Here is a 13,185-nt window from a genome sequence, read left to right on the forward strand (position 1 = left end):
ATCAGTAACGTGGCGGCTGTGCCGGAATTGGCGGCGGCTGATCGGTCGAGACCTCAATAGCCGCGCCGGACTGAAGCTTGAGTTGGCCTACCGCGACAACACGATCGCCGGGATTGACGCCCTTCTTGATCGCGACACGCCCGTGGATACGGGTACCGGTCGTCACCGGCACACGCTCTGCGGTCAGCGATGTCTTGCCGTCCTTCTCCTTGTTCTCCTTCACCAGGAAAACGGAGTCGCCATAGAGCGTGTAGTCGACCGCTGTTTCGGGCAGCGTGACCTGCGCGGGCTCCGCCGGCAGCACAATCGAGACAGTCGCGAACATGCCCGGCTTCAGGAGATGCTCAGGATTATCGAGGGTCGCCTGCACACGCACATTGCGCGTATCGGAGCTGATCTGTGGCTCGATGGTCGTGATCTTGCCTTCAAAGACACGCCCCGGATAGGCATCGACCAGAATCTGGACCTCCTGCCCAACCGCGATGATGGCGCGATCCTTTTCCGTCACGGTGATGTTGGCATAGACCTTCGACAAATCCGTCAGCGTCACGATCAGCGTGCCAGCGCTCAGGAACTGACCGACTTCCACGCGCCGCACGCCGAGCTGCCCGTCAAACGGAGCGCGGACAAGCTTCTGCGAAATCACCGCTTCGGTCTTGGCGACGCCTGCGCTTGCCTGGTCGAAAGCGGCCTGCGCCTGATCGACAGTTGCCTGCGGGCCGAAAGACCTCGCGAGCAGCGCCTTGGCGCGGTCGAGTGCGAGCTGCGCATTCAGCGTCTGCGCCTTGTAGCTGACGAGGTCGGCCTGATCCGGCGCATCGAACAACTGCACCAGCGGGTCGCCCTTCTTCACTGTCGAGCCTGCCGTGAACAAAATCTGCGTCACGCGGCCGCTGACATCGGCGGAGACGTCCACCTGATGGACGGCGGCGAGATCACCGATCGTGGTTATCAGGTTCGGCAGCACTTCACTCTTGGCGTCCACCACGGCCACAGCGACCGGCGGCGGCTTCATATTGGCAAAAAACTGCGCGATCATGTGCTCGCGGAAAGCATTGAACCCCACAAAGAGCACCAGTAGCACGGCGAGCCCGCCGCCCACGATGATCATCCATTTACGCAGGCGCACTGGCTTGTGCGCATGCGCGGAGGATTCGGTTTCACCGACAGGCCGCTGCAAATGCGGGTCGTCTTCGGCAGGAACGGTCATGTTAGGCACTTTCCGGAACAAGATGAGGCAAGGTTGAAAAAGACAGGGCGCTGTCGAGATGGGCGGCGATGAAATCCGCCTTCACGCCGAGCGCACGAAGGATAAAGTCGTTCAGTTCACGCGCGAGCACATCGTCCGGCGGATAATCGAGCGCGGGTGTCTCGGGCAATCTCGTCAACGCGAGAGAGTAAAGAAGATGATGCGCGAACCAGAACAAGTCGATTGACCGCGTCTCAATCCGCACGGCATCGCCCGATGCCACCGCACTCTCAAGCGAGGCGGTGAATAACGGCGAGATCAGTCTCGCGACCTTCTCGAACAGCAGTCGGGCGAATTCCCCATCGTCGAGATGGCTGGAAAAGCCCAGGCGGAGCCGTTCCTCTTCATCGCGGTCCTGCTGGGTGCGGATAGCAAGGAAATGGGCGACCATTTCCCGCACCAGAATAATGAGGGTTTCGCTTGAGGGCTGAAGCGCAAGCAATCGCTTAAGGTCGGGGTCAGCCTCGCAGACTTCCGCGAGGATTTCAGCGTGCAGCGCGGCCTTGGTCGGGAAATGACGGAACAGGAGCCCTTCCGAGATACAGGCGGCGGTCGCCACCTTTCTCGTCGTGGTTCCGGCGAATCCGTGTTGCGCGAAGCATTGCTTCGCTGCGTCCAGAATCTGCCGCCGGCGCGAATCGCCGCTCATGCGCTTGAATGCCATAGAACGAAGTAAGCACTTACTTGGGTACGGTCAATTGATTTCTATGGCGCAAAATGACCGATCTGCGGCGAAATGGGGCTTTCGCTGCCTTAAATAAAGGGGCGCGGTCATCCGCGCCCCTCATTATGGATCAGGCCTGTTTGGATCAGGCTTGGGCGGGGCGCAGGACCCGTCCGATCTTGCCGATCGCACGCTCGATCGGCGTCAGGAACAGGAGCACGAACGACAGCGTCGTGATCGAGCCCACCAGCCAGTTCTGCCAGAACACCCCGAACGAACCACCGCCCGAGATCATCGACAGGCGGAAGGCGTCCTCGGCCCTGCTGCCGAGCACCAGCGCGAGCGTAAGCGGCGCGAGCGGGATGCCGATCTTCTTAAAGACGTAGCCGATCACGCCGAAGCCCAGCATCAGCCAGATGTCGAACATCGCGTTCTGGATCGCGAAGGCGCCGATCGCGCAGGACACCACGATCATCGGGGCGATCGCCGCGAACGGCACACGCAGCACCGAGGCGAACAGCGGCACGGTCGCAAGCACGATCAGCAGGCCGACCACGTTGCCGAGATACATCGAGGCGATCAGGCCCCAGACGAAGTCCTTGTGTTCGACGAACAACAGCGGACCGGGGTTGAGGCCCCACACCATCAGACCGCCGAGCAGGATCGCCGCGGTGCCCGAACCCGGGATGCCGAGCGCGAGCATCGGCAGCAGCGCCGAGGTACCGGAGGCGTGAGCCGCCGTCTCCGGTGCGAACACGCCCTCGATCTTGCCCTTGCCGAAGCCCTCCGGATCCTTGGAGAAGCGCTTGGCGAGGTTGTAGCCCATGAAGGACGCGGCGATCGCGCCGCCCGGCGTGATGCCGAGCCAGCAGCCGATCGCTGACGAGCGCACCAGCGTCACCCAGTAACGCGGCATCTCCATCCACACCTTGAGCACAACGCGTGGGCTGATTGCCGCCGCATGGCCCTTGAGCGCGAGTTGCTCTTCCATGGTGAGCAGGATTTCGCTGATGCCGAACAGACCGATCACCGCGACCAGGAAGTTGACGCCTCGCAGCAAATCTGTCGAGCCGAACGTCATGCGGAGCGTGCCGGACACGGTGTCCATGCCGATGCCGGTGAGCAGAAGCCCGAGCGCCATCGAGATGATGGTCTTGTGCTTGTCCTCGCGGCCGAGACCGACGAAGGAGCAGAACGTCAGCAGATAGACCGCGAAGAACTCCGGTGGGCCGAACCGCAGCGCGAAGGACGCAATCCCTGGCGCGACGAAGGTGATCAGCAGCACGGCGACGAACGAGCCGATGAACGACGAGGTGAACGCCGCTGTCAGTGCCTCGCCGGCCTTGCCTTGCTGGGCCATCGGATAGCCGTCGAACGTCGTGGCAACCGACCACGCCTCGCCCGGAATATTAAAGAGGATCGAGGTGATCGCGCCACCGAACAGCGCGCCCCAGTAGATGCACGACAGCATCACGATGGCCGATGTCGGGTCCATCGAGAAGGTGATCGGCAACAAGATCGCGACACCGTTGGGACCACCGAGGCCCGGCAGCACGCCGACAAACACACCCAGAATAAGGCCGACAAACATCAGGCCCATGATCTTCCAGGTGAGCAGCACCGAGAAGCCATGGAGCAGAAGCGAAAAAGCCTCCATTGAAGTATCTCCTCAGTAACCGAACAGGGCTTCGAACGGCCCCTTCGGCATGATGACGTCAAATTTGATTTCGAAGATGTAGAACATGGCGACCGAGAAGATCAGCCCGGTCAGCACCGACTTCCAGACAGGCAGCTTGCCGATGAAGATCATGAAGCCGGCGGTCAGCAGGAAGGCCGAGACGTAAAGACCCAGCCACTGCATGCCCACACAGAACGCCACCGTCGGCAGCAGCACCAGCAGCACCCGCTTGAACTGATCGCGCGTGACGAACACGTCGACGTTGCCCGCGCGCTTCTCGGCCAGCGACTTGATCACGCCATAGACGCTGGCAAGCACCAGGATGACCGACAGATAGAACGGAAAGTATCCCGGCTGCGGACCGTCTTCGGACCACCCCATGCCGGTCTTGTAGTTGTCCCAGGCCATCACGAGCGAGAACGCGCCGAGTGTGATCATCGCCCAGATATCGACCGTCAGGGTCCTGGCGAGCGGCGGAGAATCCTCTGCCGGTGCCGTCGGGTCGGTCACTTCAATTTCGATATCGTTGTTTGACATGATTGCGCTCGCGGATGGTCCTGTTTAAAGGCGCGCGTCATCGTGGCGACAACGCGCGCCTCACTAGTCCTGAATTGACGACTTCGAGTTTACTTTTCGAGTTTACTTGGCGACGAAACCAGCCGACTTCATCAGATCGGCATTGGCCTTGTCGTCCTGCTCAAGGAAATCCATCATCTCTTTGCCCGTCATGTAGACCGGCTTGAGTGCCTGCTTTTCCATGTAGTCCTTGTACTCGGGCGTTTCGCTGACCTTGCGGAACATGTCCTCGTAGAACTTCACCTGCTCCGGCGTCGCCTTGCCCGGCAGGAACATCGCGCGCAGCATCTTGTACTGCACGTCGACGCCCTCTTCCTTGCAGGTCGGAACGTCGTGCCAGGACTGCTTGTCCGTCACCTTCGCGGTGTAGGAAATACGCTCGCTGTCGAACACGCACAGTGCACGAACCTGGCCGGCGCGCCAAACTTCAAGATTTTCCGACGGGTTGTTGACGTTGGCGTCGATATGCTTGCCGACGAGCTGGGTCGCAGCCTCACCGCCCGACTTGTAGGGCAGATAGGAAAACTTCGCGCCGGTCTGCTTCTCGAGGCCGACCATCAGGATCTGGTCTTCGCGCTTGGAGCCGGTGCCACCAAACTTGAACGGCGTCGGAGACTTCTTCGCCGCATCGACGAATTCCTTCACCGTCTTGTACGGCGATTCAGCGTTGTCCCACAGGATGAACTGGTCGAACGCCATGACGTTGACCGGCGTCAGGTCACGCCAGTTGAACGGGATCTTGGCTGACAGTGGAAGCTGATAGATCAGCGAATAGGCGATCATCACCTTGTCGGCCTCGCCGGCGCTACCTTTCATGTACATCAGGGCTTCGGCGCCAGAGGCACCGCCCTTCAGCGACACGACGACCGGAGCCTTCATGAGATTGTGCTTCTGGATAGCCGACTGCAGCATGCGGGCCATCTGGTCGGACGCGCCGCCCGCACCAGCAGCCACCACGATTTCGACCGTCTTGGTCGGCTCCCATGCACTGGCGCCGCCGATACCGGCACACAACGTCAGTGCGGCGACCGCCGCCGTATTCAAAGCCTTACGCATCGTTTCCTCTCCCTGGTTTGCCCTTTGAACTGGCGCCGCTCTTTATTGGCGAGCTTATACGCCCTTGCCCGTCATGCGACGGCAACTCGTGGAACCTCTACAACAGCAGCATTGTCTTTCGATTTCAGAACATCCATCGCAGCGAGCACGCCACCGCGCTTGTGCGGAATGCCTGCGAGATCGAGTCCCATTTCAACGCCCGAGAGCGTCCCCATCAGCATCAGATCGTTGAAGTGGCCGAGATGGCCGATCCGGAACGCACGGCCCTGCAGACGGCCAAGGCCCGCGCCGAGCGACATGTCGAAATTTTCGAGGACGATCTTGCGGAAACGATCCGCATCATGACCTTCTGGCACGAACACAGCCGTCGTGACCGGGGAATATTCGCCTGCGTCAACGCAGACCGTCTCGAGGCCCCAGGCCCGCACCGCAGCGCGCGTGGCTTCACCATGAAGCTGATGGCGGGCGTAGATATTCTCAAGCCCCTCCTCTTCCAGCATCTTGATGGATTCACGCAGGCCGTAGAGAAGATTGGTCGCGGGCGTGTACGGCCATGAGCCGGCCTTGTTGGCCTTGATGGCATCGGCCCAGTCCCAATAGGAACGCGGCAGCTTGCTGGTCTTGGAAGCAGCCAGCGCCTTGTCGGAAACTGCGTTGAAGCTCAGGCCCGGCGGCATCATCAGGCCCTTCTGCGAGCCGCACACTGTGACGTCGACGCCCCAGGCGTCGTGCTCGTAACGGATCGAGCCCACCGAGGAGATGGTATCGACGAACAGCAGCGCCGGATGCTTCGCACGGTCCATTGCCTTGCGAACTTCATCAACGCGGCTGGTGACACCGGTCGAGGTCTCGTTGTGGACAATCATCACCGCCTTGATGGCGTGCTGCTTGTCGGCAACGAGACGCGCTTCGATTTCGGATGCCTTCGCACCGCGACGCCAGTCGCTCGGAATCGTCTCCACTTCGATCTGGAAACGCTCCGCAAGATTGCGCCACAGAACCGAGAACTGCCCGGTCTCCGCCATCAGCACCTTGTCGCCCGGCGACAGCGTGTTGACCATGGCGGCTTCCCATGCGCCCGTACCGGACGACGGGAAAATCAGCACCGGGTTCTTGGTGCGGAAGATGCGCTTGCAACCTTCCATGATACCCAGCGCCATTTCGGCGAATTCCGGACCACGATGGTCGATGGTCGGCATATCCATGGCACGCAGGATCCGGTCCGGCACATTGCTCGGACCTGGAATCTGGAGGAAATGCCTTCCTGTATGACCAACCATCGTTAAATCCTCGATTTTTATGGCGCAAATGACCTTATTATAAGGTCGATTTGCCGTCGGGAATGTATCCGTAAAACCCCCCCGCGCAACCATAAAATCGTTCCGTTTCATGATCCGGATCAATCTTTAGTACGATGAAATCCCTTCCCTATTTCAGGCTGCGGCCTTCTTCCGATTCGCTTCCAGCCGCCTGTCGACAAGCGCCACGATACCGTCCAGCACCGGATGGCTCATGCCGAGTTCGCGGGCCGTCAGCTGCACGAGCTTGTCGGCCCGCTCGATGTTCGGAACCCCGTTGTTGAGTGCGCGAGCGGCCGAGGCCGGACGAGTGAGACTTTCCGCCGCGGCGGCGTATTTCTCGAACGGCACCATGTCGTCGCGGGAGGCACCGAGTTTGACGCACACATCCACCACGAAATTGTAGATCGAGCGAGATTCCTCGATGTTGGAGTGAACCGCTTCCTGCGCGGTCCGCATGCCGTCCGGCGTGATGCAGCGATAATTGCCCGCCATCAGCATCGCCCATTTGGCAAGCGGCACGAACAGCGAGTCGTGGAAGCGCAACTTCACCGGCAATTCGATCTTGCCTTCCGGCACGTCGAAGCGGACGTTCTGAATGTCCTGCTCGAGATTGCGGAGCATCTGGTTGCTGGCTTCATCGTCGAAACGCGCAACCTTGAAGTTGGTCGGCAACGTCACCTGCAGGACGTTGACCGGCTCCTCCGGCGGACGGACTGCCTGCGGATCGGGGCTGCACAACGTCAGCCGGCCCGGATCGAAATTCGCCCAGACTTCCGGTGCGGTGTACGCCGGCTTCAGCGCATCGGCGTTGATGCCGGGAATGCGCTGCATGTAGGGCAGCGGCGGCATGTTCATGATCGACATGCAAGGCACCCGCGACTTCGCAACTGCATCGAGCAATTCGCGCACGCCGGCGGAGCCATACTGCGGTTCCTGCATCGCAAGGCCGATCAGATCGTAGTCCTTCGGGTTCACGTCGGCCGGGCCGGCGGCCGACACCTTGCCCGGCAGCTTGCGGGAATCGATCTCGATCTGGTCCTTGCGGCCACGGATCGGCATCCGCACGCGGAAGCCTTCCTTGTTGATGAGATCAGCTTCCGCCGGCAGGCAGACGAGCTTCACGTCGTGGCCGCCGAACAACAGCTTGGAGGCCAAAAGCGAGCCGTAAGAGGCTCCGAGGATGAGGATATTGTAGTGAGCCATGACACTTCTCCCAGGGTCACGTTACGCACTCCGTCATCTGATGGACGGATTTTGCGGTCTTGGTAGTTCGGGTCTTTTATAGTTCAGTTCTTGATGAGTTTCAGGTGGCCCGCGAGGTTGGCGCGGGTACGATCCTCAAGGATTTTCATTGCCGCATCGACGCCACCGGCGCGGTGCGGAACACCCGCAACCGACAGACCGAGTTCTACGCCGGACAGCGCACCCAGCAGCGTCAGTTCATTGCACTCGCCAAGATGGCCGATGCGGAACACCTTACCCGCGAGCTTGGTGAGACCAGCGCCGAGCGACATGTTGAAGTTCTCAAGCACGACCTTGCGGAACTGATCGGCATCGTGGCCCGGCGGCATCACCACCGCAGTCAGCACCGGCGAGTATTCTTCCGGATTCTGACAAAGCACTTCCAGTCCCCAATGCTCCACCGCGGCGCGCGTGGCGGCCGCAAGGCGCTTGTGGCGGGCGAACACGTTGTCGAGCCCCTCCTCCAGCATCATCGCGATGGCTTCGCGCAGGCCGTAGAGAAGATTGGTCGCAGGCGTGTAGGGGAAGAAGCCGTCCGCGTTGGGCTTGAGCATCTCTTCCCAATCCCAATACGAGCGCGGCATGCCGCCGGTCTTCGCCTTGGCGCGGGCCTTTTCGGAAATGGCGTTGAAGCCGAGGCCCGGCGGCAGCATGAAGCCCTTCTGCGAGCAACTGACGGTGACGTCCACGCCCCATTCCTCGTGCTTGTATTCAGCCGAGCCGAGCGAGGAGATGGTGTCGACCAGGAACAGCGCCGGATGCTTGGCAGCGTCGATGGCCTTGCGGATGTCGGCGATCCGGCTGGTGACGCCGGTCGAGGTCTCGTTGTGGACGACCATCACCGCCTTGATGGCGTGGGCCTTGTCCTGCGACAGGTGCTCACCAATCGCGGCCGGATCGGCACCATGACGCCAGTCGCCCGGCATGAATTCGACATCGAGGCCGAAGCGCTTGGCCATCTTCTGCCACAGCGTGGCGAAGTGGCCGGTCTCGACCATCAGAACCTTGTCGCCGGGCGACAGCGTGTTGACGATCGCCGCCTCCCACGCGCCGGTGCCCGACGACGGAAAGATCACCACGGGGCCTGAGGTCTGGAAAATCTTCTGCGAACCGGTCAGCACAGCCTTGCCGAGCTGGGCGAACTCGGCGCTGCGATGATCGATGACCGGCATGTCGATCGCGCGGAGCACGCGATCGGGAACGGGGCTCGGTCCCGGGATTTGAAGAAAATGACGCCCTTGGAAACCCGCCATGGTTCTGAACCCTTCTCAGCCTTCACATGTTCAATGTTAGCCAAAAGGATTGCATGTACAATTTTTGAATGCAAGTTATTTTTTGCATGCAAAAAATAACTCGACGATTTTCCCTCGCCAGATTAAAGTCACATTAGAAAAACGGCGATTCCACATATGACCGCATCCCTGCTTGCGACACTGCATTCCCATGAACCCGTGGGAAGCAAGGAAGAGACCTCCCTTCACGACGAAACGCTGTCGCGGCTGAGGGACCACATCGTCGAGGGCAACATTCCCGACGGCGGACGCATCCTCGAACGCGAGTTGTGCGAACTGCTCGGCATTTCCCGCACGCCGCTGCGTGAGGCACTCAAAGTGCTCGCCTCCGAAGGCATCGTCGAACTGCTGCCGAACCGCGGCGCGCGCGTCCGTGCGCTGAGCGAGCGCGATCTGCACGAACTGTTCGACCTGATGGGAGGCCTCGAAGCCTTATCTGGCAGGCTTGCCTGCGAAAACATCACCGATGCTGAGATCGCCGAGATCGAGCAGTTGCATCACGAGATGTACGGCTTCTATCTGCGCAAAGACATGCACAACTACTTCCGCGCCAACCAGGCAATCCATCAGAAGATCCTGGAGGCCTCGCGCAACCAGATGCTGCAGTCGACCTACGCCACCCTCGCCGGCCGCATCCGCCGCGTGCGCTACTCAGCCAACTTCGCGCGCGAAAAAGAGCGCTGGGGCGAGGCCATGCGCGAGCACGAACTGATGCTCGACGCGCTCCGGCGCCGCGCCGGCTCCGAGCTTTCCGAGATCCTGTTCCACCACCTCAGAAACAAGCGCAGCGCTGCAATGGAACCGGCGCAACAGCAATTGGATACCGCCACGCCACCTGCACATTGAGGCGTCGCAAGTTTTGCATACAAAAACTTGCGTCGTGGCGATTTCTTTTGCATTTTATCGTCTTGCCCCTACCAATCAGGCGCATTGAGCTCTTTCCGGGACGGCACAGAGAGCTGATGACCTGATTTCGGGCTCGGAAGGCAGCAGCGGTAAGAGGATATCCTCCCATGCGGCTGACCTCCGGCGAGATGGAGCCTTGCTCGGGCGTATTCGAGTGGCGAGGCCGCGGCCGCCAGAAGCAGTCGCAGAACTATTTAAGGGATGAGCATGGCGAGCGGAGCAGGATCGAAACTCGAGCGGCGGCTTCAGACTGAAATCACCGGCGACGTGATGTTCGATGCGTTCTCGCGCGGCCGCTACGCCACTGATGCGTCCTTCTATCAGATCATGCCTTTCGGCGTGGTCGCCCCGCGCACCAAAGCCGAAGCACTCGCCGCGATGGAGATCGCCCGCGGTGAAGGATACATCGTCACGCCGCGCGGCGGCGGTACCTCGCAATGCGGCCAGACCATCAACAACGGCCTCGTTGTCGACGTTTCCAAATATCTCAATAAGGTCGTCTCGCTCGATGTCGAGAAGCGGACCTGCGTGGTTGAACCCGGCATCGTGCTGGACGACCTCAACCGGCAACTGAAGAAGCACGGCCTGTGGTTTCCGGTCGACGTCTCGACCGCCTCGCGCGCCACCATCGGCGGCATGGCAGGCAACAACTCCTGTGGCGGACGTTCGCTGCGCTACGGCACGATGCGCGACAACACGTTGTCGATGGATGCTGCGCTTGCCGACGGCACCGAACTCCATTTCGGTCCGGTCGAGCGCGAATCTGCCTGGCCGAACGTCGCAGCACCCGGGCGTGATCTGTTTCGCGACCTGCTCGCGCTAGGCAGCCGCGAGGCCGGCGAGATTACCGATCGCTTCCCCACCGTTCAGCGCCGCGTCGGCGGTTACAATCTCGATGCGTTGACACCGAACGGGCCGACCAACAACATGGCGCATATCCTGGTGGGCTCGGAAGGCACCCTCGCCTTCACCACCCAGGTCGAACTGAAGCTCTGGCCCCTGCTCGGCACCAAGGTGTTCGGCGTCTGCCATTTCGGTAGCTTCTATGAAGCGATGGATGCAACCCAGCATCTGGTGAAGCTCAAGCCAATCGCGGTCGAGCTTGTCGACAAGACCATGATCGCGCTCGGCCGCGATATCGCAATGTTCCGGCCGACGATCGAAGCCGTGGTACGCGGCGAGCCCGAGGCACTGCTGATCGTTGAATTCGCCGAAGAGAGTCAGGACGCCAACTTCACCAAACTCAAGCAGCTCAGTGAGCTGATGGGCGATCTCGGGTTTGGCTGGAATAACCCGCCGCGCAAATGGGGCGGCGTGGTCGATGTGACGGAACCCGCGATGCAGGCGGCAATCACCGATTTCCGCACCTCCGGCCTCAACGTCATGATGTCGATGAAGACTGCCGGCAAGCCGGTGTCTTTTGTCGAGGACTGTGCGGTGCCATTGCCGTACCTCGCCGAATATACGGACCGGCTGAACAAGATATTCGCCAAGCACGGCACCAGCCCGACGATGTATGCCCACGCTTCCGAGGGCTGCCTGCATGTCCGTCCGGTGCTGAACCTGCGTCTCGACAAGGACGTCAAGGCGATGCGCGCCATTGCCGAAGAAGCCTTCGCCATGGTGCGTGAATTCAAGGGCTCGCACTCCGGCGAGCATGGCGACGGTCTCGTCCGCTCCGAATTCCACGAACAGATGTTCGGCCCGCGCATCGTGCGCGACTTCGAGGAGGTAAAGCAGCGCTTCGATCCACAGGGCACGCTCAATCCCGGCAAGATCGTGCATCCGCCGAAGATGGACGACCGCTCGCTGTTCCGCTTCAAACCCGGCTACAAGGTCGAAGACTTCAAGACCGAGCTCGACTGGTCGGCCTATCCCGGCGCGGCCGGCGGTTTCCAGGGCGCGGTCGAAATGTGCAACAACAACGGCGCCTGCCGCAAACTCGAAGGCGGCGTGATGTGTCCGTCCTATCGGGCTACGCGCAACGAAAAGGATGTGACGCGCGGACGCGCCAACACGCTGCGTCTTGCGATCTCCGGCCAGCTCGGCCCCGACGCGCTGTCGTCCGACGAGATGATGGAGACGATGAAGCTGTGCGTCTCCTGTAAAGCCTGCCGTCGCGAATGCCCAACCGGCGTCGACATGGCGAAAATGAAGATCGAGGTGCTGGCAGCCCGGGTGAAAACCCACGGCCTCACCCTGCGCAATCGCCTGGTCGGCTACCTGCCGTATTATGCCGGCTTCGCCTCCACCTTCGCGCCGCTGGTAAACCTGCGCAACAGGAGCACGCTGCTCCGCTGGGCGCTGGAGAAAATTGCAGGCTTCAGCGCAAAGCGCGACCTGCCGGAATGGCGGCGCGATACGTTTTCGCCGAACGGCACGATGTTCGGGCCGGAAGGCGGTCCGGAGGTCGTTCTGTTCGCCGACACGTTCAATCGCGCCTATGAGCGCGAGAACCTTGACGACGCACTCAGCGTACTGGTCGCAGGCGGTTATCGCGTGCACCTGCCGAAACCCGCCGCCGGCACGCGGCCGCTATGCTGCGGCCGCACCTTCCTGTCCGCGGGACTTGTCGAAAAGGCTCGCGAGGAGCTCAACCGCCTCGTCGCCGTTTTCGCGCCGTTTGCCGAACGCGGCGTTCCGATTGTGGGGCTGGAACCGAGCTGTCTGCTGACGCTGCGTGATGAATTGCTTTCCCTTCGCAACAATGAGGCCGCCAAGGCGGTGTCGGCGCAGGCCCTGTTGTTCGAGGAATTTCTGATGCGGGAGGCCGCGGCGGGCCGATTGCAGTTGCCGCTGAAGCCGATCGCTCCGAAGGCGATGGTCCACGGCCATTGCCATCAAAAGTCGTTCGACGCTTTCACGCCGGTCCAGAAAGTCTTGCGGCTGGTGCCGGATCTCGATGTCGAAGTCATCGAGTCGAGTTGCTGCGGCATGGCGGGCGCCTTTGGTTATGGCGCCGACACCTACAACGAATCCATCGCCATGGCCGAACAGAAGCTGCTGCCCGCAGTCCGCAAGGCGCCGAGTGAGGCGATCATCGTGGCCGACGGCACATCGTGCCGCCATCAGATCAAGGACGGCACCGGACGCGGTGCGCTGCATGTCGCGCGCGTACTGGCGATGAGCATAAAGGACGCGGCGGGCGATCCGGCTGGAGGTCGCCAGCGGGACTGATCTTCAAGCAACACAGATAGACATCGGGAGAGAGCCCATGAAAA

10 protein-coding genes are annotated in these 13,185 nt (G+C 61.2%); 2 read left to right on the forward strand and 8 right to left on the reverse strand.

Annotated features, from left to right (window positions below; genetic code table 11):
* Window position 1: 1 nt before the first annotated feature.
* The 8 genes from HMPREF9697_RS06525 to HMPREF9697_RS06560 form a co-directional block, all read right to left on the reverse strand.
* Entirely contained in the window at window positions 2–1,210 is a 1,209-nt protein-coding gene (locus tag HMPREF9697_RS06525) for an efflux RND transporter periplasmic adaptor subunit (protein ID WP_002716383.1), read from the reverse strand.
* Window position 1,211: 1 nt separating this feature from the next.
* Window positions 1,212–1,913, reverse strand: coding sequence for a TetR/AcrR family transcriptional regulator (locus HMPREF9697_RS06530; protein WP_002716384.1), 702 nt, complete (start codon window positions 1,911–1,913; stop codon window positions 1,212–1,214).
* Between the two features lie 145 nt (window positions 1,914–2,058).
* Window positions 2,059–3,570: a tripartite tricarboxylate transporter permease gene (locus HMPREF9697_RS06535; protein ID WP_002716385.1), complete on the reverse strand. Its 1,512-nt coding sequence runs from the start codon at window positions 3,568–3,570 to the stop codon at window positions 2,059–2,061.
* A gap of 12 nt (window positions 3,571–3,582) precedes the next feature.
* Window positions 3,583–4,128, reverse strand: coding sequence for a tripartite tricarboxylate transporter TctB family protein (locus tag HMPREF9697_RS06540; RefSeq protein WP_002716386.1), 546 nt, complete (start codon window positions 4,126–4,128; stop codon window positions 3,583–3,585).
* Window positions 4,129–4,230: 102 nt separating this feature from the next.
* Window positions 4,231–5,223 (reverse strand): Bug family tripartite tricarboxylate transporter substrate binding protein, encoded by a 993-nt coding sequence (locus HMPREF9697_RS06545; RefSeq protein ID WP_002716387.1) that lies wholly within the window; start codon window positions 5,221–5,223, stop codon window positions 4,231–4,233.
* 71 nt (window positions 5,224–5,294) lie between these two features.
* On the reverse strand, window positions 5,295–6,503 hold the full coding sequence (locus HMPREF9697_RS06550) for a pyridoxal-phosphate-dependent aminotransferase family protein (RefSeq protein WP_002716388.1): 1,209 nt from the start codon (window positions 6,501–6,503) through the stop codon (window positions 5,295–5,297).
* A gap of 153 nt (window positions 6,504–6,656) precedes the next feature.
* Entirely contained in the window at window positions 6,657–7,727 is a 1,071-nt protein-coding gene (locus HMPREF9697_RS06555; protein ID WP_002716389.1) for a Rossmann-fold NAD(P)-binding domain-containing protein, read from the reverse strand.
* A gap of 83 nt (window positions 7,728–7,810) precedes the next feature.
* Entirely contained in the window at window positions 7,811–9,019 is a 1,209-nt protein-coding gene (locus HMPREF9697_RS06560; RefSeq protein WP_002716390.1) for a pyridoxal-phosphate-dependent aminotransferase family protein, read from the reverse strand.
* A 156-nt stretch (window positions 9,020–9,175) separates the two neighbouring features.
* On the opposite strand from HMPREF9697_RS06560, the gene HMPREF9697_RS06565 reads away from it, so the two are divergent.
* On the forward strand, window positions 9,176–9,904 hold the full coding sequence (locus tag HMPREF9697_RS06565) for a GntR family transcriptional regulator (RefSeq protein ID WP_002716391.1): 729 nt from the start codon (window positions 9,176–9,178) through the stop codon (window positions 9,902–9,904).
* A 267-nt stretch (window positions 9,905–10,171) separates the two neighbouring features.
* Entirely contained in the window at window positions 10,172–13,141 is a 2,970-nt protein-coding gene (locus HMPREF9697_RS06570; RefSeq protein WP_002716393.1) for an FAD-binding and (Fe-S)-binding domain-containing protein, read from the forward strand.
* The last annotated feature ends 44 nt before the right edge of the window (window positions 13,142–13,185 follow it).

Source organism: Afipia felis ATCC 53690 (assembly GCF_000314735.2).
In the GTDB taxonomy this organism is placed as follows: domain Bacteria; phylum Pseudomonadota; class Alphaproteobacteria; order Rhizobiales; family Xanthobacteraceae; genus Afipia; species Afipia felis.